This is a genomic window from Neobacillus sp. B4I6, from assembly GCF_050434045.1.
Lineage (GTDB): Bacteria > Bacillota > Bacilli > Bacillales > Cytobacillaceae > Neobacillus.
The window spans coordinates 4,942,615-4,963,124 of record NZ_JBNPWB010000002.1; the positions used below are offsets into that span (position 1 = coordinate 4,942,615).

Genomic DNA, 20,510 nt, shown 5'->3' on the forward strand with positions numbered 1-20,510 from the left:
GTTTAATTATTAGAGGAGGAGTTTTAAAATGAATCCAGTCGTTGGTCTGGATATAGCAAAAGGTGAAAGTCAGGTTCAAGCTTTCTTGGATAAGAAAAAACCTTTCAAAAGTAGTTTTAAAGTTTCACATAATCTTGAGGGATTAGATACTTTACATCAATTTCTTAGAGAAATTGAGAACTTAACAGGAGTTAAACCTCCAATTGTTCTGGAAGCTACAGGGCATTATCATTCTCCCATTGTTCAGTATTTTGAGGACAGAGATTATTTATTAATAATAATCAATCCTCTTATCTCCTATCGTGCAAAGAGCTCGAGTTTAAGGAAAGTAAAAACAGATAAAATAGATGCTTATCATCTCTGTGAATTGTACTATAAAGAGGATTTAGAGCCATATAAAAAACGTGGAATTCAACTCTTAAACCTTCGTAATCTTACAAGGCAATACGAAAACTTAACAGGAATATTTGTACAAGCTAAGCTACAGTTTCAAGCAGTTCTTGATCAGGTTTTTCCTGAGTATAGAGGTGTTTTTGGGGACTTATATTCAGTTGTTTCTTTACAAACTTTATTAGAATTTCCTACATCTGACGATGTCTTAGAAACTAGCGAAGAAACAATAGCAGCTAGAATAAAGGAATACTGTAGTAGTCGTTCTCGTGGGTGGGCGAATACTAAGGCAAAGGAACTGAAAGCTGCAGCATCACGGAATCCTTTTCAGAAAACCTTATATCAAAGCCATATTTTAACCCTTAAAATGTATATCAATATGCTCTTAGAATACAAAAAGCACCTATCTGTGTTTGAAGTTGAGATAGATGCTTTAGCAAAAGAACTTATAGAATATAAGATTATCCAATCTATCCCTGGTATCGGAGAAAAAATCGCGGCAACGATAATTTCTGAAATTGGCGAGATTGATCGGTTTAATCACCCTAAAAAACTTGTGGCATTTGCCGGAATTGACCCTAGTATCTTTGAATCGGGAAGGTTCAAAGGAACAGTGAACAGAATTACAAAAAGAGGGTCTAGCAGGCTTAGGCGTGCCTTATATTTAGCCGTTAAATGTGCCATTCGTGATTGTCGAAAAAAGAAAACAACCAAAGATATAATCCCACGTAACAAGAGGTTACGAGAGTTCTATGATAAGAAACGTGAAGAAGGAAAGCCTTATAAAGTAGCTGTAATAGCCTGTGCAAATAAGCTTTTACAATGGATCTATGCAATATTAAAAAGCAACTCAACTTTCCAAGATATAGCTTAAATAATAAATAAAACTAAACAATACAAAACCTTCCAAAAGTTGAGTTAAGGAAGGTTATTTGGCATGCACATTTTCAGTATATCATGAAATATTTTAAGTTTTTATTGAAAAATGTTGACAAACTATTAGCTGGTTTACTTTAAGTACATTAATTCACAATTGTAGTTTCGAACCTTCTGCATAAGCACTATATAGTTAAATAATACTCTTCTATGCCTAATTTCTTTTTTCTGCTTGAGAGCCACGTTGTCCTTTTAGAATATCAAATTGTACGCGTTGCCCTTCATCAAAGGATTTAAAACCATCACCATATGTAAATAAAATAAAAAATGGTTTCCTGGTCTGGAAACCATTTTGGTAGTTGACCATATGGTGTTACCTATTCGTTTTTCTCTTTTACGTAAAGAAGATAAACAATTACTATTCACTGTCTCAGTAGATGTAAAATTTCTTAAAGATAGAGGTGAGATTAATTGTTTTTTCTTCTAGAAATAATGACTTAAATAATATATTGTATACCTAAAACAATGAAAGCCCTACCTCTCTTTCATCCTTACGGCTCCTTGTCCGTGCCAGTGTGAATCAGGATTGCAAAAATCAAGTGACTATTTTATTGAGTCATTTGATGAAACTTCAAACGTTCGTAAATGAAATTTAAATAATAAAAATGGATTAGATTGAAGAAATAACAAAAGAGGTTAATGCTCTAAAGGTGAGTTGGAGAAGTTGAATGTCTTTAAAAAGATTTACTTTTAATAATAAACATATTCCCAAAAAGTTCAGGATATTTTCGGGAGAGGTAATACATTATCTTAAATTAACCTTAACAGAAACTTTTTATTTGATTTTCAGTAATCCCTTTAATTAATCCCAGTTCACTGATCAAAAATTCATGTGCGTTATCTAACATTTTTTTTTCGCTTGTATTAAGTGCTTTTTCTTTCTTCATACGCATTAAATCACGTACAACTTCAGTACATTCTTGTATTTTACCCGTTTTTATTTTGTCCATGTTCACTTTATACCTTTGTTTCCACGGCAGTAATCTATCTGATTCTTCATGAAGAAAAATGTGTATGATGCGTTTTAATGCAATTATGTCAGTAACTGGGCGTATACTTGAACTCAATATTTTAACCGTAGGAATCATGACTTGCATATTACTGATTAACATTTTTATGACATAATACTGTTGTTTTTTCCCTGAGATTTCCTTTTCTTCTATGGCTTTAATTATACCTGCTCCGTGCATTGGATAAACAATGTTATCGCCAATTTGAAACAAATAATCCACCTCCATATATTGTAACCTTTTTAACCTTAACATATATATTACTTTTTATCAAATTTTTAATAATATCATAAATTTTTTTCAGTGTCAACTACTTTTTCTTTATAAATCAGAAAAAGCAAAAACAATAGGAATCGTGTCGGATTACCAATAAAGGGACCTTCCTGCGCAAATAACACAAAAAGCGACTGCCTTTGTTCAGCAATCGCTACCCGTTACTATAAGTGCAATTCATCACAATCTTTATTTTAACAAAAATATACAATACGCCTTGATAGTCCATTAGAGTTGAAGCAGAATATATCCTTCAAGTATCTCATAAAAATAAGAGTCATTTTATAAGCCACTCTCATTAAATTAGGATAATCCTTAATTATATGCTACACTTGGTTCTCCATTTTATTTACTGTTTTCATGTCCCCTAATCCTTTACAAGTGGGGGTTCTTTGTTTCACAGAAAAAAGAAAGCAGACCCCCATAAAAGAGCCTGCCTTCCCTGTTTTGTAAAATTAAGCAGCTTTACGAACGTTAGCTGCTTGAGCTCCACGTTGACCTTGCTCAACGTCAAAAGTAACTGTTTGACCTTCGTCTAAAGATTTGAAACCTTCGCCTTGGATCGCTGAGAAATGAACGAATACGTCTTCTCCGCCTTCACGCTCGATAAATCCGAATCCTTTTTCTGCATTAAACCATTTTACTTTACCTTGTTCCATTTGTAGTTCCTCCTGCTGTGTGCTTTGCACACAATGTGTTACTATCCTTGCACTCAGTGATCATCAAGACGAAAAGTTAAACTTAGACTATCCTTTACACCGAACAAAAATAATTCTTTTTAATCATAACATTTTTTGTAAGAAATGTCAAGATACAGAAAAATGCATGAGCTCACTATTTCTTTATGATAATCATTGCCGTATATTTTGTATCAGGATTCACTCCATATTCTGTGTGTATGCTTACAGCAAGAGGAACAGTATTGTATTTAACATCTATCATCTTTCCTTCCTCTAATGAGCCAAGAAAATCATTAACTACCCGAATAAGTTCTGCGAAGTCTGTACTTTGAAAACCTTTTGCCTCATACATAAATTTATCCCTCCCTTTTTCTTATATTTATACACAAAACTATTTTGCCCGTTAATTCAACATATATTATACAAAAAAGACCGCCTTGTTTGACGGTCTTACTTGTCTTTTGCTTTATTTTGGTTTTACAAGTCGTACTCGTATAACAGACAAAATTCGACCACATTACATTTCATTATGTATCACCTAAATGGTTTTTCTAAGTATGTAATTTATAATAAACCTTTTTTTCTGTATTTTTAAAATATTATCTGTAAATTCCATTAGGGTGAAAATAATTCCACCAGTTCTTTACCTTTTTAAATTGTTTATCGTCTGTAACAAAGGATTTAACTTCAATTCCAAATAAATGTTTGTGATATGCTTTAAATTGCTCACAACCACGTAATAATTCAATTGCTGCTTCTTGCCCCATTCCATTTGTGGTTCTTACAACAATGAAAGGAACCTCCTCTTCCTCATAATGAAGAAGGACTCTTCCACCAAAATAAATGTCGTAAAGTTCGGGCAATTCCTCTTTCATAGCTACTTCCATTAAAACCAAACGGCTCATTCGCTCACCTCCTCTTGCCTTTAATTATGAACCTATTTATCGACAAAAAACGAGCAAGTTGTGAAAAGAATTAGAATTTTCCCCCAAAAAGATCGACTTGTAGCCACTCTCTTTCTCAACTCACCAATCTATAAAGGAGGGTATTCTGAAAAGTCCCTTTTTATAAGATTTATTTGTCCCCTTATATCTGCTTGACTTTTGCTACTCCTAAAGCAAAATGATTCCAAAGAATATTTTCGATTAACTCAGCTTGTGATTCTTCACAATCAATAATGAGGATAACCTCAGAATGTTTACCTCGTAAAATTCTTTTTTTCTTCTTTAGTACCAATTCAATAAAAAGTCTAATTGCAAAACCAAGAACAAATCCGATAAATGCACTTATTAGACCCCAATATATTGGACCCCAAGATAATTTAAAACCAATACTTGCTCCAATAACAGAAAAGGCGGTTGCAAGTGCCATCCCTATATCAACAAATGATGTCCCGTCTGAGCGATGAAGAGAATCCAAAATCTTACGTTCTTCTGTTCGATTGTCTAAGGGAACAGCAAATATATTTTCTTTTATAATCCCTTTTTTCTCTAATGTTGAAATTGCCATTTCTAAATAGCTGGTACTTTCAAATGTTGAAAATAGCTGCATAGTCATCACTTCACTTTTTGTCCTTTTAGTATCTGAAAACCTGTTGCTTGGTAATTTTCTTTAAGATGATTCCTTAGTTCCTTTTCAAAAAGTTTATTATTTTCAACTGTATTTATATAAGAGTCATAAATTGCAAATCCATAGTGTGAAGGGATAAATAAGAGCCATTCTGGTTTTATTACAGCGGTAGCTTCTTGGACTTTGCCTAAAAACAAGAGTACAACTGCCTCTTGGATATGCGAAAAATAAAAAAAGATGACTAACCAAAAGATAACAAATATAGCTGTCAAAATCCTATGTATATATAGTTGTCCTAGACCTGGGGTTAACAGTGACCACACGATGGAAAGAACAGGGTTTCTTTTATCTAGATAGTTAATTTCTAATGCACCTAAAGAAAATGAATTAAAACGGTGTTCCTCGCGTTCTGCTAGAAGATAAACCTTATTCAAATCTACCGTTGTTCGATAACTATCCCAAATACCAAAAAGGTAAACAGGGATATACATAAGAAGCCACCTTGTGTTTAATACTCCTTTAGCCATGTCTATATTTCCTTGAAATGAATAAATCATTGCAAGATTGACATGTGCATTTATGTTTACAATAACTTCCCAAATAAATAATGCATATCCTCTAATATATTTTGATAAAAGCAAATGTCCGAATCCTGGGAATGCCGCTGACCACCAAGCAATTATGTAAGGATTCCGTAAATGAAGTTGAGTAGTTCCAAGAATGCTAACATGAGCTTTATAGCGTCTGGCAGTATTATCATTTGTATAGTTGTCCATATAAAGCCACCTTTATGAAACAATTTTTTCATATTATCCCACAAATTAGGTTATTAATCCGTTTACTAATAGAACTAACCTGCCCGTTACTTTAATAAGGGTCCCAAAATAACATCTAATATTTATGCATATTTCTGAATAGAAGTTTGTATTATTTTTTTAACAACTCTGAACGAATCTGATTTATCTTTCAGAGCAATCATAGCTAATTACCTCAAACAATAAAGAAACCCTTCATACCAACCAGTTTGAAGGGTTTTTTACTTGGTAGTTTATATAAGCCACTGCACTTTATGTTATTTCATCATAACCATTTTATGGATTTATTTACAAGTTCCATATTAAGGCCCTTCAACCATTCAACCATTCTAGATTAAAACTTCCTCTAAAGTAAATTCATAACAATAAATTGTTGCATACTTTTTTTGAAAAGGTTGTATTAAAGTCACAATAAAAGAGAAAGCCCAAAGGGTCAGAGATGCCACCCTCTGCCAAAAAGCTGTCGTTTAGTAGTGTTCGACATGGAAGAACTACGAACAGAATAACCGTGGGAAATGCCCTTAAGTCACGCTAAATAAGAGGTCAGGTGAGCTGAGCCAATGCGACAAAGAAAATCAGCACTAGCAATCATTAATCAAGGTCTTTCTGCTGTTTGGACTGGATTGCTGGAGAAGGAGTGGGAACGGCTCCTTGTAAGTAACGGTTCGGTGGAGTTTCGATTGGTTACGGCCATTGGTGCTTGTCACGATATATGCGGGCGAAACTGCGTATACCAATCCGGACAAAGTACAGAAAAACATTACTAGTATAGACAAAGTACCGAAATATATACAAACAACTACTTGGAGGGGTTTACTTTGAATACAACAAAACAATTTACAACTTGGGATTCTTTACCCGATACACTAACGGCAACACACATTGCACAATTCCTTGGCATCTCAAGAAAAACGGTCTATGAACTATTTAAACTGGATGTAGCGTATGGTGGTATCCCCAACTTTGAAATCGGCACTTCAAAACGTGTAGAGAAATCGGACTTGGAAATGTGGATCGCAGACCAAAAGCAGAAAAAAGGGTCGAGCCGCGCAGTTTAAATGTAGAAGAAGCTAGTAAATAGACCAAACGTATTCGCTCAGCAAGCAGTGGAAATAATAGATAACCATTGCAAAGATATTTCACCAAGAAAAGAGGTCTAGGAACATGAAAGGACATTTTTACCGAAGAGGCTGCACCTGCAACAAGAAGCGTTGCACTTGCGGATCTACTTGGAGCTTCATAATCGACATTGGCAGAGATCCCTCTACTGGCAGAAGAAAACAAAAGACGAAGGGAGGATTTCGTACTAAGCAAGAAGCTGAAGCAGCCGCTGCCGAACTTATATACGAAATTAATCAAGGCACGTATGTACAAGAAATGAATGTCGTATTTAAAGATTTTGCCAGCGAATGGCTTCTTATGTACAGTGAGAAGAACAGCGTAAAGCCAGGTACTATTCGTATCAGGCAGCACGAAATCAACAAGCTACTACCGTACTTCTCCCTTTTAAAGCTAAAAGACATCACAGCCAAGAAATATCAAGATGCTTTAAATGACTTAAAAGAGAAAGGGTACGCTGACAATACGTTGGACGGTGTACATCGCACTGGTAGGATGATTTTCAAAAAAGCCATTGAGATGAGATTGATTAAAAATGATCCAACGGAATTTGCTTACCTGAAGAAAGACAGAAAAACCGTTGAGGAATTAGAGGAACAAGAGATTCCGAAATATATGGAAAAGGAAGAGCTAGCTTTACTGTTGCAAACAGCTGCTGCTAAAGGTTTAGATTTAGATTATCTAATCTTTCTTACCCTTTCCTACACAGGGATGCGTGCAGGTGAACTGGTGGCTCTAAAGTGGAAAGATATCGACTTTGATGAGCAAACCATCAGTATCACGAAAACGTATTACAACCCGACAAATAACACGCTGGAGTATCAATTAGTGCCGCCTAAGACGAGGAAATCTAAACGAGCCATCGTGGTAGATGAAGATGTCATTGCTGCTCTTAACAAGCATATGCTAGTGCAAAAGAAAGTGCAGGAGTACTATGGAGAAACCTATCTTAATGAAGGATTCATTTTCGCCAAGAAAGAGAAACAACCAGGCTACCCTATTTTCATCAAGACCGTGGAAAATAGAATGGCGCGGCTGCTGAAGCTGGCCGGCTTAAATCCAGATCTCACTCCCCACTCTTTGCGCCATACACATACATCATTGTTAGCAGAAGCAAAGGTAGGCTTAGAAGAGATTATGGACCGTTTAGGTCACTGTGACGACGAGACAACAAAAAACGTCTATTTGCACGTAACGAAAGAAATGAAAAAAGAGGCTTCCCACAAGTTTGCGCAACTCATGAGAAACCTCTAATTTTAGGAGAGAAATGTTAGCAAGATGTTAGCATTCCGCTCCCCTCTTACATAAAACCCTCATGTATCAAGGGGTTTGGGCGTTGATTACATCATGCCGCCCATTCCACCCATGCCGCCCATGTCAGGCATACCCATACCTGCACCAGCTGGTTCTGGTTTGTCAGCAACTACAGCCTCAGTTGTTAAGAACATAGCCGCTACAGATGCTGCATTTTGTAATGCAGAACGAGTAACTTTAGTTGGGTCAACGATACCAGCTTGAATCATGTTTACCCATTCGCCGTTCGCAGCGTTAAAACCAGTACCGATTTCTTCACGCTTTAAGCGGTCAACGATAACAGATCCTTCAAGACCAGCATTGTGAGCAATTGTGCGTACAGGCTCTTCCATCGCACGTAATACGATGTTGATACCAGTTGCTACATCGCCTTCAGCTTGGATTTCAGCAACTTTGCTGTATACGTTAAGAAGGGCTACACCACCGCCGGATACGATACCTTCTTCAACTGCAGCACGAGTTGAGTTCAAAGCGTCTTCGATTCGAAGCTTACGCTCTTTTAATTCAGTTTCAGTCGCAGCACCAACTTTGATTACTGCTACACCGCCAGCTAATTTAGCTAAGCGCTCTTGTAATTTTTCACGGTCAAATTCAGAAGTAGTTTCTTCTAATTGAACACGGATTTGGTTTACACGAGCTGCGATTTCAGCAGAATCTCCTGCACCTTCAACGATTGTTGTATTTTCTTTTGTCACAACAACTTTAGCAGCACGTCCTAGAGAGCTGATTGTAGTTGTCTTAAGTTCACGGCCAAGCTCCTCAGTGATTACTTCCCCACCAGTTAGAGCAGCGATATCTTCTAGCATTGCTTTACGACGGTCACCAAAGCCTGGAGCTTTAACAGCAACTGCATTGAATGTTCCGCGTAGCTTGTTAACTACTAGAGTAGAAAGTGCTTCACCTTCAACATCTTCAGCAACTAATAATAGTGGCTTGCCTTGTTGAACTACTTGCTCAAGAACAGGAAGAATTTCTTGAATGCTAGCAATTTTCTTGTCAGTAATTAAGATATATGGATTTTCTAAAACAGCTTCCATTTTATCTGTATTGGTTACCATGTATGCAGAAGTATAACCACGGTCAAATTGCATACCTTCTACTACATCCAATTCAGTTGTGAAGCCTTTAGATTCTTCAATAGTGATTACGCCGTCGTTGCCAACGCGCTCCATTGCTTCTGCAATTAATTGACCAACTTCTTCGTCAGCAGCAGAGATGGAAGCAACTTGTGCGATCGAAGCTTTGTTTTCGATTGGTTTAGAAATTGCTTTTAATTCTTCAACAGCTGCAATAACTGCTTTTTCGATCCCTTTACGGATACCCATTGGGTTAGCACCAGCAGTTACGTTCTTTAAGCCTTCGCGAATCATCGCTTGTGCTAGAACTGTTGCAGTAGTTGTACCGTCACCAGCAACATCGTTAGTTTTGCTTGCTACTTCAGCAACAAGTTTTGCACCCATGTTTTCGAATGCATCTTCTAATTCGATTTCTTTGGCGATAGTTACACCATCATTCGTGATTAGTGGTGAACCGAATTTTTTCTCAAGAACCACGTTGCGTCCTTTAGGTCCAAGAGTAACTTTTACTGCATTTGCTAGAGCATCAACACCACGAAGCATTGCGCGGCGTGCATCTTCACTAAACATAATCTCTTTAGCCATTGTTTAAAAACCTCCTCATATTTTTCAGTTCTTTGTATTTTTAAGTAAGAATCTTATGCGCCAACAACAGCAAGAATATCAGATTCGCGTAAGATTAAATATTCTGTTCCTTGGTATTTCACTTCTGTACCGCCGTATTTTGAGAAGATAATACGATCACCTACAGAAACTTCAAGTGCTACACGCTCTCCGCTTTCAAGTACGCGGCCAGTACCAACGGCAACAACTTTTCCTTCTTGAGGCTTTTCTTTCGCTGAATCCGGTAATACGATCCCGCTTGCAGTTTTTTCTTCTGATTCAACAAGCTCAATGATAATACGATCACCTAATGGTCTTAACAAATCAAACAACCTCCTCAAAAATATATGTAATTCTGACTTATTAGCACTCTCTATGAATGAGTGCTAACACAATTATTATAATAATGAATCTCTAATTCTTTTGCAAGTGTGAAGCATAAATTTTTTCTAAAAAAAAATTATCCGATTGACAACCTTATAAAGTATGCGAAAAACGTCATTTTCTATACCCATTTTTTTAAAAAGTCTTTCTAAATTGAAACAAAGCCAGTTTTAAGAGTAGAATGAAGAATAGTATATAAAGGCCCGAGCGATTTGACTCCCTGTAAAATGAATGATTATAAATTGACTATTCGTCAAAAATATAAAATGGAATCTAAAGGAGACTAGATTATTTGAAACGGGAATATTGGATAATCATTATTGTTTACATCGCGATGCAGTTTTCTAGCCTAATCGGGATACCCCTATTTTTGTTTGGCTTTAAATACTTTGGGATCAATCAAAGTCTTGCTGTTCCTTCCTGGCTTCTAGCTAGTTTTACGATTGCCTTATTACTCATTATTTTTATATTAAGGAAAGAAATGAACAACCGAGGCTTCAGCAAAAATGGCGGTTCTTTCGGTCATTCGGTGGTATGGGCCATTTCAGGAATCTTCCTTGCTTTAGCAGCCCAGTACGCCGCCGCAATCATCGAGAACCTATTTGGCATCAATATGGGTTCTGAAAACACAAAGGATATTCTAACGATAATTGAGGCTTTTCCCTTAGCGATTATAGTCACGAGCATCATTGGGCCAATCCTAGAAGAAATCGTTTTTCGAAAAATTATTTTCGGAGCTCTTCATCAACGATTTAACTTTTTTATCTCTGCTCTTATCAGTTCAGTCATTTTTGCCGCGGCCCATATGGAGTTTCAGCACATTCTGTTATACTCGGCCATGGGCTTTACGTTCGCCTTTCTTTATGTAAAAACAAAATCCATTTTCGTCCCAATATTTGCCCATGTCACAATGAACACCTTGGTGGTCTTGGTTCAATCGGTGTACAAAGACGACATTGAGAGGCTCCAGCGAGAAGCCGAGGCGGTTCAAAACTTTATCGGAGGATTTCTATGAAACGTTCACCTTTGTTTTCCGGATTAATTTACTTTTTGCTTGGCGGGTTGTTTACTTACTTTGCCATTGATAATGTTCAAAAAAATGGCTGGGGGTTTTTCAGTTACCTTCTCGTCCTATTAGCAACCTTTGACTATGGCTCAGGCCTAAAAATGATTATCTTTCACATTAAATACAAAGATAAAATGAAAAAGAAATAAAACAAGGTGTCAGGCACCATGTGAAAAATTCACATGGCGCCTGACACCTTTTCATTTTGAAGCTTCTATTTTGTGAATTACCATACGCTCTTTTCCTAGGATAAAAATGAATAGGAAGGCTAGACCTGCGGGTACGAGTGCCCATGTAAATGTGTGGACGATGGAATTTGAGAGTGCATCTGTTATTTTATCGAGAATTTGTGGTGGAATTAATTTTCTTGCTTCCTCCGATAATAAGGCCCGCGAATCTCCGAAACTCTGTCCCTTAGGAATCGGTCCCATTCCAGCAAAAGCATTTTCCAACCCTTCTTTGAGATCACTTCGTTGGATCGTACCAAAAACGGTAATCCCGATCGTCATTCCTAAGGAACGAATAAAGTTACTAGTGGATGTTGCTGAGCCCCTTTGCTCAATTCCAAACGGATGAATCGCTGCCATGCTTAACACAGAAAAAGAGAAGCCGACACCTAAACCAATTATAATCATGTAAAGCGTCAACACCGCTCTGCTTGTTTCTGGTGTAATCGTACTCAATAACAATAAGCCGCCAATCAAAATAACTCCGGAGATAAACATAATATTTCGATAGCTCATCTTCGTTGTCAAAAAACCGCCCGCTTGTGCGGTAACCACCGAGCCGAGCATCATTGGCAATAATATTAACCCTGAATTGGTAGCAGTCCCGCCATAAACCCCTTGCACAAAAATCGGAATGTAAACCGTAGCTGCCATAAATGCAGCACCGTAAAATAAGCCAACGAGTGTACTGCCTGCAAACAAGCGGTTTCTAAACATGGAAAAGGAAATAATCGGATCCTTTGCTTTTGTCTCCACAAATAAAAAGATCAAAAATAGAATCGCAAATCCTGCAAACAGGCTGATGATCACGGTTGAATTCCAGTCATATTTTTGCCCACCAAGTTCAAGCGCAAACATTAGACAAACGACGGCTCCGACCAATGTCACGGCCCCCGACCAATCAATTATCTGCTTTTTGTGAATTGGAGATTCCTTATATGCGATAGTAATAAAAACGAGTGATAAGATCCCTAGTGGCATATTGATGTAGAAAATCCAATGCCAGCTAATATAGTCCGTTATATACGCACCAAGCAATGGACCAAAAATACTCGACAATCCAAAAACGGCTCCGAACAAGCCCCCCATTTTCCCGCGCTTTTCAGGGGGAAACAGGTCAAACATTATCGTAAAGGCGATTGGGACAAGCGCCCCACCGCCAATCCCCTGAATCGCACGATAAATGCTTAACTGGGTGATCGTTTCAGCAGTACCACACAAAGCGGAACCCACCATAAACAAAATCAATCCGAAAATAAAGAATCTTTTTCGACCGTACATATCCGACAACTTACCGAAAATCGGCATCCCTGCCATCTCAGCTACCATGTAGGCAGATACGACCCAGACAAAGCTCTCCAGACCACCGAGATCACCGACAATCGTACCCATTGCGGTTACAACAATCGTATTATCCATTGAGGCCATTAAAATCCCCAGCAATAACCCCGCAACAACCAATCCTAATTTGCTTTCATTTGTCACCATCACATTTCTCCTTTATATCTTAATCGTCGTTTTTATTGCCGCCCTCGGATCATGCGAGAAATCATTTCGATACTCCACCACTCCTATTTGGCAGCCAGGTCCAATTTTCACCTTGTTGCCCCGAACAATATCAGCCTTGGTATTTTCAAGGTAGATATCATCCCCTTCAATGACTTTCGCACTTAGGGACCCTGCCTCTTTTCCAAAGGGGAGGAATGAGTTACTTCTTTTTTTGACGGTTATTTTTCCGCCGCCGATTTCCTCAGCTGTGCTTTGCCCAAAACGCAAAACCGACCTTAATGGTGTCTGCGCTCAGTAATCCTTTGATCTCAAAGCCGCCGCTAGAGTCGAACGTCTCATACTCCACATCGCCATTCACTGAGATACTCCCTTTAATGTTTGCTTCATCCCCTGTCAGTCTCTCGCCGACTTCCAGCAATCCGAAAATTTTTATCTTTTTTAAAAGAGCATTGCCACCGACCATCATCGTTCCCATGATCAGTGTTTCCTCTGCATCCATATTCCCTTTGATCTCTGCTTCACCAAATACTTTTACCGAGCCTGTTTTAACATTTTCGACGGCTTCACTCGTACCATAGACATGGAAAGTCGAACTTTCCACAGCATTGACAATCGTTCCTTCCCCTCGAATACTGATTTTATCGTAACGGCCGCCAGGATAGCTGCCCGAGCCATTGATAATCAGATTTTCGCTTCTTGTCATTTTCTTATCCCCCTTAAACCTTTCTGTTCTCAGTAACAATTGCCTTTTTATCCATCGAAAATTCCTCAGTGTATTCCACTAGACCAATTTGACAATTTGGACCAATCCACACCTGGTTCCCACGGACGATTTTGGCAATCGTATTTTCAAGTTGAATTTTGTCCCCTTCAATTAATTCCGTTTCAAGCTGTGGTTTAAAAAAGGCCTTAAGCAAATTACCGACTAAGGATCCATTCGCCTTTACCGTAATCGTTTGCCCGCCGATTTCTTTTGCTTTACACTCTCCAAACATCTTTATGTCAACCTGGTCTGCATTTAGAAGTCCGCCAATCGTAAACTGCGATTCTGCTTTAAAAATTTCCGCCTCACAATCCTCACCAACCGTAAATGTTCCTTGAATTTTTATTTCCTCACATTTAACCCTGCCGCCAACGGTTGCTTTACCAAAGACCTTTAATTTTTCAGCAGATAGGTTTTTGTCGATCCTTGCTGATCCATCAATCGTTAGGTTCTTACTGCCGATACTCCCTCTGACCTTCGCATGTCCGTTTACTTTTGCTTTTTCAGAAATGACGTTTCCATTGAGAATCCCGGAACCATTACAATCCAGTTCCAGGCATTCTAAATCATTGTTAACCGTCCCTCGGCCATTTAATGTGACAACGCGGAACTGTCCCCCATTGGATGCACCGAAGCCATTAATAACCAAGTCTCCCCTGCTTTTCGTATCCATCATCATTCTCCTTTATAATAATTTCGCTTTAATTTCTTCCATGCACGTCATCAGCGACAAAGCGGCAACCACTTTTGTTCCGCGTTCAAAATGAAATTCTTCTGCATTAATTAGTAACAGACATGATGACATGCCAAGTTTTCTGGTAATCACCAATTCACAACTCTTCTGCTTGATTACCCCTGCATGATCCTTTAACACCTGCAAGACCATCTTCCCTTCTTCCAGGTTAATTTCACCCGACTGAAGCAGTTTTTCTAAAACAAACACTTCGAGCATACGTGTAAAATTAAATTGAAGAACGCCCTTTTCTTGTTCTAGGTAAAAATCGACAACCGTCGTCGAAACAATGTTACGTTTCACTAATTCATCTTTGGTATAATTTAAATTCGTTACATTGGGTGAAAACATGTCAGCTAGTTCATCCAAGGATAAGTTTTCTTTCATCGTTTGTATTTTTTCAATTCTTTCTAAGACCTTTTCCTTTGGAAAAAAAGTTTCTTGACCCGTAAACGTTGATTTACGCACAAACCATTCTTCCGGAATGAGATCCTTTCGTTTCCATCTATATAGCTGTCCATAGGATATTCCGGCTAATTCTAACAGGTCTTTCTTTGAGATTAACTCCTCACTCATCATAAAAACCCCTTTCTAAAAACAATGTAACATAACACTGTTACGTTTGTAAAGTGCAAATGTAAATATTAGGATGTCCTAATTATTATTTTACAAAAAAAGGCCCCTCACGTTATATCGTGAAAGACCTTCTTGAACCTATTTTCTTCTTTTTCCACCGTTCGATAAGCTTTGCTTAGATGATTTCTACTAGTTTTTTTAAGTTGGAGCTTTTTCGCGCTACTCCCGATTCGATCGCCGCAGCCGAAACAGCTGCTGCCACTCGATCCCCCACACGAGAATCCAAGGCGTTAGGAATGATATACTCCGCACGAAGCTCTTTATCCGATACAAGACTTGAAATGGCGTAAGCTGCTGCAAGTTTCATTTCCTCATTGATGTCGGTTGCCCTTACATCGAGAGCACCACGAAAGATTCCTGGAAAGGCGAGCACATTGTTTACTTGATTAGGATAATCAGAACGGCCTGTTCCGACTACTGCTGCACCTGCCGCAAGCGCTTCTTCCGGATAAATTTCAGGCACTGGATTTGCCATAGCAAAAACAATTGAATCTTTATTCATGGTCCTGACCATATCTCCCGTTAAAGCCTTTGGACCTGAGACGCCAATAAAAATGTCGGTGTTTTTAATCGCGTCTTGAAGGGTTCCATGTACCCTGCCTAGGTTTGTTCTGTCTGCTATTTCTGCTTGACGGTCGTTCATCCACTCTTCACCTGGACAAAGAATTCCCTCCAGGCTTACTAACGTAATATTCTTAAAGCCCGCTTTTAATAAAAGCTTGGCAATCGCTATCCCCGCAGAACCAGCACCATTTAGAACAACCTTAACCTTATAGATACTTTTCTTCACAATTCTCAGCGCATTTAAAAGGGCAGCTAATACAACAATCGCTGTCCCATGCTGGTCATCATGAAAGACGGGAATGTTTAGTTCCTTTTTTAAGCGTTCTTCAATTTCAAAGCATCTTGGGGCGGAAATATCCTCCAAATTGATACCGCCGAATGTTGGCTCTAATGCTTTAATAATATTGACAATCTCATCGACATCTTTTGTACCCAGGCAAAGCGGATACGCATCGATTCCTGCAAATTGTTTAAATAAAACGGCCTTCCCCTCCATAACTGGCATAGCAGCCTCAGGACCAATGTCTCCTAACCCTAAGACAGCTGTTCCATCTGTTACAACGGCTACTAAATTACCCCGCCCTGTATGCTCGAAGGAAGCCTCACTATTTTTTGCAATGATCTTACATGGCTCGGCTACACCTGGCGTATAGGCTAAACTTAAATCATCAGCATTGTTCATTTCTACTTTACTGACGATGCTAATCTTACCTGCCAGCTTTTTATGGAGCAGCACTGCCTGCTCTTTTATCTTGCTTTCATTCATTCCAACCTTCTCCTTTTGGTTCTATCTACAAATAATAGTTAATCATGGTGACAAGAATCCAATCTATACAATCAAAAAAGTCGGGCCGTGACAAACAGGCACAGCCCCATTTAGGAATATTAGCTTAATAATTTCAGCAAAAGAATAGCCAAAATAACGGTTGAAGCGCCCCCAATTCTTGTCGAAACTTGGGCAAATGGCATCAATGACATCCGATTAGAAGCAGAAAGAATTGCAACATCACCCGTTCCTCCTAAACCACTATGACAGCCTGTAACAATCGCTGAGTCGACTGGGTACATCTTCATCAACTTACCTACAAAGTAACCTGTAGTAACCATTGCCACTACGACAGCGGTACAAACAACCACATATCCTGGGGTTACGATTTTGACAACATCCTTAAGCGGAATATATAGCATACCTAAGCCAACCATTAATGGCCATGTTAAACTTGATGATACAAATTTATATAAGTGATAAGCACCTTGTTCCATTTTAGCGGGCATTACTTTTATACTTTTCACAACGGCCGCTGCAATAATCATTAACACTGGTCCAGGAATGCCTAGGAATTTATTCCCCAATCCACCTAAGATAAAGAAACTACACGCAATTAACAGTCCTGCACCCATAAGTGGAAAATCAACCGGCTTATCAATTGTTGCGGCTTCTGTGATTCCATCGCCGCCTTTTGTCTTCACTAATACTCCATTACCAGTAAGATGCTTCTTTTTCTCACCTAAACGTGATAAAATACCTGCACAAATGATCGCGACAATATTTCCAATCACTGCTGCTGGAATTAATTGCCCTACAAATGTTTCTGAAGATTTTCCGAGAACCTCTGCGTAGCCTAATGAAAGAGGCAAAATTCCTTCTCCGATCCCACCACCGATAATTGGAACAACAATAAAGAACAATGTGTGTTTCATGTCATATCCAAAAAGCAAACCTACTAGAACGCCTGCTGCAATAGAGGCAATTGTCCCGACAATAAGCGGTATAAACATGCGTGTGAAGCCTTGAATTAAGACTCTACGATTCATCCCAAGAATACTTCCTACTACTAAAATAGAAATATAAAGGTAAAGGAAATTGGATGTTTTCATCAACTGGGTAACCGCATTCATTCCAGTTGTATTAATTACATTAAAAAAGACTAAAATAGACGGAATCAAGAGTGCTAAAATGGCAGGGCCGCCGATATCCTTTAAAAGCGGAATCTTCATGCCAAGTTCCCCAAGTAAAATACCCATGACAATAATAATGGCAAAGCCGCCAATCATATCAGCTGGAAGCAATTTATAGACGGCTGAAAAGTAGACAACAGCTGCGATAACGATATAAAGTGGGAGTGGAATTACGCCTACCTTTACACTGCCAAATTTACCTAAAAGCCCTTTCTTTTCTTCTTTTTCCCCTGGAACAACCGTAAGCGGTTGCAACTTTTTTGCTGGTTCCATAAGTGTTCATCCCCCAATCTATTGATGTTTCTATCATATTCTGAATTAAACCGCTTTCATAGTTTATGTAAATTTAATAAGGTTTTTGTAAATAAAAAAAGTAAGCAGTTCTAGGCTGCTTACAAAAAGTTTTTGATAAGATGTTCTTTCAATCGATTAAATTCATGCTGGTAAACGGGTCTTCCCACTGTACCGTAGATTACCTTAACATCTAGGATTCCAATTTCCTTTAAAAAATTTAAATACTTACGGACGGAAACCCGAGAAATTCCGACGACCTTCACGACGTCCTCTGTTGAAAACGGGGCATTTTTTAGCTCCTGAATCGCTTCCCAAATTTGTTTCAGGGTATCTTTTGTTAATCCCTTTGGTAATTCTTCGATAACAGGCTTTTCCTCTCGGTGCAGTATTTGGTTGTCCAATACGTCTTGGTTAATCACTTGTTGAGTTTGAATAAACTTTGTTTGTTCTTTATATGCAACTAACGCTCTACTAAAGCGTTCAAATTCAAAAGGCTTAATTAAATAATCAACGGCTCCGTATCTTAAAGCCTTTTTAATCCGCTCCATATCTGATGCTGCTGAAATAACAATCACATCGGTTTCTTTTTCATGTTCACGGAGGTAGGTTAACAGCTCTAATCCTAGTTTCCCTGGCATAAATATATCCAATAAGATAAGATCAATTTCTAGTTTTTCAATTTTCTTAATGGCCTCATCCACGGATGCGGCCATTGCCATCAATGTAAAACCAGTAACTTGCTCAAGATAGCGTTTATTAAATTCAGCCACCATTGGATCATCTTCAACAATCATTACCCGGATCATTCTGGTCCCCCTCCCCATTATATGGTATATACACGGCAAAGACGGTCCCTTTTCCAGGCTTTGATGAAAGAATTAAATCCCCTTCCAACTTTTTAACCGCCTGCGACACAAGGTACAGCCCTAGACCTCTATTTTCACCGTTTGTGGAAAATCCTTTGTTGAAAATTTGGTTTTGTATTTCTTCATTCATCCCTGTTCCTGTATCTTTTACTTCGATAGTTAAAATATCATCACCATAATCAAATTCTACTGTTATTTTTTTGACTGGACAACCGGTCACAGCCACAATGGCATTATCAATTAAATTACCAACAATTGTAATCAATTCGTGTGTCACATCAGAAACAGCGGGCTGTGGCAGCGGTTGTTCACAGGAAACAGATAACTCAGTCCCTGATTCCCTTGCATAACTCAACTTTCCAATTAAAAAGCCAGCTAAAACAGGATCCTTTATCTTTTTGGTAACCAAGCCAATTTCGTTATTACGATGATCAACCGTTTCATTGATGTATTCGACAACTTTTTCATAATAACCTGTATGGACCATCCCCAAAATCACATGAAGTTTATTCATAAACTCGTGTGCCTGGGCCCGAAGTGCATCGGCGTAAGTTCTTACTCCTGTCAGTTCTTCAGCGAGTACCTGTATTTCTGTTTTGTCGCGAAAAGTAGCAATCGCGCCAACTACCTTATTCTCAACGATAACGGGGACTCGGTTGGTTAAAATGGTCATCCCATTTATATTCTGTTCTTCATCCAATTCAGGTTTACCTGTTTTTAATAAATCACTTAAGCGAGTAGATGACATATATTCTTCTATATTTGTCCCCATTGGGTTATCTTGCAGGCCTGCTTTATCAAACAGCTTTAAGGCTGCTCGATTGACAAGTGTTATGTTTGAGTGTTGATCCACTGCCACAATTCCCTCACGCACCGATTGAAGCATCGCACTTCGTTCCTCTAATAATTTAGCAATCGCAAACGGCTCAAGCCCAAGTAAGATCTTTTTTATATATCTAGCTAAAATAACAGCCCCGAGAACACCGATTAAGATACCAATCATCGTCCCAATATAGATCCCTATTCTGCTCTTATTGACGGCCGTTTCCACATTATCAAGAGAAATCCCAACGGCTACTGCCCCGATCTGTTTTCCATTTGCATCCTTAATCGGCGTAAAAGAACGTAAAGAAGGTCCAAGAGCTCCTTTTGAAATAGATTCATGCTCTTTCCCTTTTAGTACCGGCCCTTCATCTCCACCCTTGAATGGTTTACCAACTTCTTTGCTATCAGGATGGGATTTACGGATCCCGTTCATATCCATCACAACAATAAAGTAAACGTTTGTCACTTTTCTCATTTCATTCGCAAACGTTTGGATTTCCTTTACATCCCGTTCTCCGCTCATCGCATCAATCACAAGCGGACTATGAGCAACCATTCGAGCCACATTTCTCGCCTTCTCAGCCTGACCTTTTTCCGTCTCCTTAGCAATTCTCGAACTGATAAGTAAATCCGTTATCAATAGTGAAAAAGTAACCACCATACACACAAAGACAATAATTACCGTCTGTAAACTCCATCTTCCCTTTCTCATATTTCCCTCCATCTTTGAGAAGGCGACAGGCACCATTCTGATTTCCACCTGATGACATACTAACCATTCAGGCTAGTAAACACAAAAAGCTGCAAAGCATTCTTAAGAAAATACTTTGCAGTCTTAGAAGCTTTCTTTAACTTAGGCTGGTCTGAGAGTTCATCGTCTCAGTTAACCATCCTTGCGA

Annotated in this window: 24 protein-coding genes; 6 read left to right on the top strand and 18 right to left on the bottom strand. The window is 38.5% G+C overall.

The window, feature by feature from the left end:
* Positions 1-28: 28 nt before the first annotated feature.
* The gene (locus tag QF028_RS26480) at positions 29-1,264 is read left to right on the top strand and encodes an IS110 family transposase (RefSeq protein WP_429470349.1); all 1,236 of its coding nucleotides are present in this window, start codon (positions 29-31) and stop codon (positions 1,262-1,264) included.
* 216 nt (positions 1,265-1,480) lie between these two features.
* Here the strand turns inward: QF028_RS26480 and QF028_RS26485 are convergent, their stop codons facing one another.
* The 7 genes from QF028_RS26485 to QF028_RS26515 all read right to left on the bottom strand — a co-directional run bounded on the left by QF028_RS26485 (position 1,481) and on the right by QF028_RS26515 (position 5,634).
* Positions 1,481-1,633 (bottom strand): cold shock domain-containing protein, encoded by a 153-nt coding sequence (locus tag QF028_RS26485; protein ID WP_429470351.1) that lies wholly within the window; start codon positions 1,631-1,633, stop codon positions 1,481-1,483.
* Between the two features lie 454 nt (positions 1,634-2,087).
* Positions 2,088-2,564 carry a CarD family transcriptional regulator gene (locus tag QF028_RS26490; RefSeq protein ID WP_429470353.1) on the bottom strand — a complete coding sequence of 159 codons (477 nt, stop codon included), beginning with the start codon at positions 2,562-2,564 and terminating at the stop codon, positions 2,088-2,090.
* Positions 2,565-3,064: 500 nt separating this feature from the next.
* Positions 3,065-3,268, bottom strand: coding sequence for a cold-shock protein (locus QF028_RS26495; protein WP_429470354.1), 204 nt, complete (start codon positions 3,266-3,268; stop codon positions 3,065-3,067).
* A gap of 175 nt (positions 3,269-3,443) precedes the next feature.
* Positions 3,444-3,641: a sporulation protein Cse60 gene (locus tag QF028_RS26500; RefSeq protein ID WP_429470356.1), complete on the bottom strand. Its 198-nt coding sequence runs from the start codon at positions 3,639-3,641 to the stop codon at positions 3,444-3,446.
* Positions 3,642-3,888: 247 nt separating this feature from the next.
* Positions 3,889-4,194, bottom strand: coding sequence for a hypothetical protein (locus QF028_RS26505; protein ID WP_429470358.1), 306 nt, complete (start codon positions 4,192-4,194; stop codon positions 3,889-3,891).
* 181 nt (positions 4,195-4,375) lie between these two features.
* Positions 4,376-4,840 carry a hypothetical protein gene (locus QF028_RS26510; protein WP_429470360.1) on the bottom strand — a complete coding sequence of 155 codons (465 nt, stop codon included), beginning with the start codon at positions 4,838-4,840 and terminating at the stop codon, positions 4,376-4,378.
* 5 nt (positions 4,841-4,845) lie between these two features.
* Positions 4,846-5,634: a hypothetical protein gene (locus QF028_RS26515; protein ID WP_429470362.1), complete on the bottom strand. Its 789-nt coding sequence runs from the start codon at positions 5,632-5,634 to the stop codon at positions 4,846-4,848.
* 599 nt (positions 5,635-6,233) lie between these two features.
* Between QF028_RS26515 and QF028_RS26520 the strand changes: the two genes are divergently transcribed.
* From QF028_RS26520 to QF028_RS26530, 3 genes are all read left to right on the top strand, one after another.
* Positions 6,234-6,440: a hypothetical protein gene (locus QF028_RS26520; RefSeq protein WP_429470364.1), complete on the top strand. Its 207-nt coding sequence runs from the start codon at positions 6,234-6,236 to the stop codon at positions 6,438-6,440.
* Between the two features lie 51 nt (positions 6,441-6,491).
* The gene (locus QF028_RS26525; RefSeq protein ID WP_429470366.1) at positions 6,492-6,731 is read left to right on the top strand and encodes a helix-turn-helix domain-containing protein; all 240 of its coding nucleotides are present in this window, start codon (positions 6,492-6,494) and stop codon (positions 6,729-6,731) included.
* A 106-nt stretch (positions 6,732-6,837) separates the two neighbouring features.
* The gene (locus tag QF028_RS26530; protein WP_429470368.1) at positions 6,838-8,046 is read left to right on the top strand and encodes a tyrosine-type recombinase/integrase; all 1,209 of its coding nucleotides are present in this window, start codon (positions 6,838-6,840) and stop codon (positions 8,044-8,046) included.
* Between the two features lie 86 nt (positions 8,047-8,132).
* On the opposite strand, the gene groL is transcribed toward QF028_RS26530, so the two are convergent.
* On the bottom strand, positions 8,133-9,767 hold the full coding sequence (gene groL / locus QF028_RS26535; RefSeq protein ID WP_215005827.1) for a chaperonin GroEL: 1,635 nt from the start codon (positions 9,765-9,767) through the stop codon (positions 8,133-8,135).
* 53 nt (positions 9,768-9,820) lie between these two features.
* Positions 9,821-10,108, bottom strand: a complete 288-nt coding sequence (gene groES / locus QF028_RS26540; RefSeq protein WP_026565252.1) for a co-chaperone GroES — start codon at positions 10,106-10,108, stop codon at positions 9,821-9,823.
* A gap of 353 nt (positions 10,109-10,461) precedes the next feature.
* On the opposite strand from groES, the gene QF028_RS26545 reads away from it, so the two are divergent.
* Together QF028_RS26545 and QF028_RS26550 are read left to right on the top strand one after the other, a co-directional pair.
* Entirely contained in the window at positions 10,462-11,184 is a 723-nt protein-coding gene (locus tag QF028_RS26545) for a CPBP family intramembrane glutamic endopeptidase (protein ID WP_429470371.1), read from the top strand.
* Entirely contained in the window at positions 11,181-11,384 is a 204-nt protein-coding gene (locus QF028_RS26550) for a YdiK family protein (protein ID WP_429470373.1), read from the top strand. The genes QF028_RS26545 and QF028_RS26550 overlap by 4 nt, the downstream gene beginning before the upstream one ends.
* Before the next feature lie 51 nt (positions 11,385-11,435).
* Here QF028_RS26550 and QF028_RS26555 read toward each other — a convergent pair whose 3' ends face one another.
* The 9 genes from QF028_RS26555 to dcuS form a co-directional block, all read right to left on the bottom strand.
* Positions 11,436-12,950, bottom strand: a complete 1,515-nt coding sequence (locus tag QF028_RS26555; protein ID WP_429470375.1) for an MDR family MFS transporter — start codon at positions 12,948-12,950, stop codon at positions 11,436-11,438.
* Between the two features lie 12 nt (positions 12,951-12,962).
* On the bottom strand, positions 12,963-13,238 hold the full coding sequence (locus QF028_RS26560) for a hypothetical protein (RefSeq protein WP_429470377.1): 276 nt from the start codon (positions 13,236-13,238) through the stop codon (positions 12,963-12,965).
* Complete coding sequence (locus tag QF028_RS26565) at positions 13,213-13,674, bottom strand: hypothetical protein (RefSeq protein WP_429470379.1); 462 nt, start codon at positions 13,672-13,674, stop codon at positions 13,213-13,215. The genes QF028_RS26560 and QF028_RS26565 overlap by 26 nt, the downstream gene beginning before the upstream one ends.
* 13 nt (positions 13,675-13,687) lie before the next feature.
* Complete coding sequence (locus QF028_RS26570; RefSeq protein ID WP_429470381.1) at positions 13,688-14,407, bottom strand: polymer-forming cytoskeletal protein; 720 nt, start codon at positions 14,405-14,407, stop codon at positions 13,688-13,690.
* A 12-nt stretch (positions 14,408-14,419) separates the two neighbouring features.
* On the bottom strand, positions 14,420-15,043 hold the full coding sequence (locus QF028_RS26575; protein WP_429470383.1) for a YhbD family protein: 624 nt from the start codon (positions 15,041-15,043) through the stop codon (positions 14,420-14,422).
* Positions 15,044-15,218: 175 nt separating this feature from the next.
* Positions 15,219-16,433, bottom strand: a complete 1,215-nt coding sequence (locus QF028_RS26580) for an NAD(P)-dependent malic enzyme (protein WP_429470385.1) — start codon at positions 16,431-16,433, stop codon at positions 15,219-15,221.
* 119 nt (positions 16,434-16,552) lie between these two features.
* The gene (locus tag QF028_RS26585; protein WP_429470387.1) at positions 16,553-17,899 is read right to left on the bottom strand and encodes a 2-hydroxycarboxylate transporter family protein; all 1,347 of its coding nucleotides are present in this window, start codon (positions 17,897-17,899) and stop codon (positions 16,553-16,555) included.
* A gap of 119 nt (positions 17,900-18,018) precedes the next feature.
* The gene (locus tag QF028_RS26590; protein WP_429470389.1) at positions 18,019-18,726 is read right to left on the bottom strand and encodes a response regulator; all 708 of its coding nucleotides are present in this window, start codon (positions 18,724-18,726) and stop codon (positions 18,019-18,021) included.
* Positions 18,704-20,323, bottom strand: a complete 1,620-nt coding sequence (gene dcuS / locus QF028_RS26595) for a DcuS/MalK family sensor histidine kinase (protein WP_429470391.1) — start codon at positions 20,321-20,323, stop codon at positions 18,704-18,706. Before dcuS ends, QF028_RS26590 begins: the two co-directional genes overlap by 23 nt.
* Positions 20,324-20,510 lie beyond the last annotated feature (187 nt).

Bases quoted from the DNA above. Each gene is read 5' to 3' on its own strand.
- QF028_RS26480 (WP_429470349.1), top strand. From the start codon at position 29: ATGAATCCAGTCGTTGGTCTGGATATAGCAAAAGGTGAAAGTCAGGTT.
- QF028_RS26590 (WP_429470389.1), bottom strand. From the start codon at position 18,726: ATGATCCGGGTAATGATTGTTGAAGATGATCCAATGGTGGCTGAATTT.
- QF028_RS26565 (WP_429470379.1), bottom strand. From the start codon at position 13,674: ATGACAAGAAGCGAAAATCTGATTATCAATGGCTCGGGCAGCTATCCT.
- QF028_RS26530 (WP_429470368.1), top strand. From the start codon at position 6,838: ATGAAAGGACATTTTTACCGAAGAGGCTGCACCTGCAACAAGAAGCGT.
- QF028_RS26510 (WP_429470360.1), bottom strand. From the start codon at position 4,840: ATGCAGCTATTTTCAACATTTGAAAGTACCAGCTATTTAGAAATGGCA.
- QF028_RS26495 (WP_429470354.1), bottom strand. From the start codon at position 3,268: ATGGAACAAGGTAAAGTAAAATGGTTTAATGCAGAAAAAGGATTCGGA.
- QF028_RS26575 (WP_429470383.1), bottom strand. From the start codon at position 15,043: ATGAGTGAGGAGTTAATCTCAAAGAAAGACCTGTTAGAATTAGCCGGA.
- QF028_RS26490 (WP_429470353.1), bottom strand. From the start codon at position 2,564: ATGGAGGTGGATTATTTGTTTCAAATTGGCGATAACATTGTTTATCCA.
- QF028_RS26485 (WP_429470351.1), bottom strand. From the start codon at position 1,633: ATGGTCAACTACCAAAATGGTTTCCAGACCAGGAAACCATTTTTTATT.
- dcuS (WP_429470391.1), bottom strand. From the start codon at position 20,323: ATGAGAAAGGGAAGATGGAGTTTACAGACGGTAATTATTGTCTTTGTG.
- QF028_RS26580 (WP_429470385.1), bottom strand. From the start codon at position 16,433: ATGAATGAAAGCAAGATAAAAGAGCAGGCAGTGCTGCTCCATAAAAAG.
- QF028_RS26570 (WP_429470381.1), bottom strand. From the start codon at position 14,407: ATGGATACGAAAAGCAGGGGAGACTTGGTTATTAATGGCTTCGGTGCA.
- QF028_RS26585 (WP_429470387.1), bottom strand. From the start codon at position 17,899: ATGGAACCAGCAAAAAAGTTGCAACCGCTTACGGTTGTTCCAGGGGAA.
- groL (WP_215005827.1), bottom strand. From the start codon at position 9,767: ATGGCTAAAGAGATTATGTTTAGTGAAGATGCACGCCGCGCAATGCTT.
- QF028_RS26500 (WP_429470356.1), bottom strand. From the start codon at position 3,641: ATGTATGAGGCAAAAGGTTTTCAAAGTACAGACTTCGCAGAACTTATT.
- QF028_RS26520 (WP_429470364.1), top strand. From the start codon at position 6,234: ATGCGACAAAGAAAATCAGCACTAGCAATCATTAATCAAGGTCTTTCT.
- QF028_RS26515 (WP_429470362.1), bottom strand. From the start codon at position 5,634: ATGGACAACTATACAAATGATAATACTGCCAGACGCTATAAAGCTCAT.
- QF028_RS26505 (WP_429470358.1), bottom strand. From the start codon at position 4,194: ATGAGCCGTTTGGTTTTAATGGAAGTAGCTATGAAAGAGGAATTGCCC.
- QF028_RS26550 (WP_429470373.1), top strand. From the start codon at position 11,181: ATGAAACGTTCACCTTTGTTTTCCGGATTAATTTACTTTTTGCTTGGC.
- QF028_RS26555 (WP_429470375.1), bottom strand. From the start codon at position 12,950: ATGGTGACAAATGAAAGCAAATTAGGATTGGTTGTTGCGGGGTTATTG.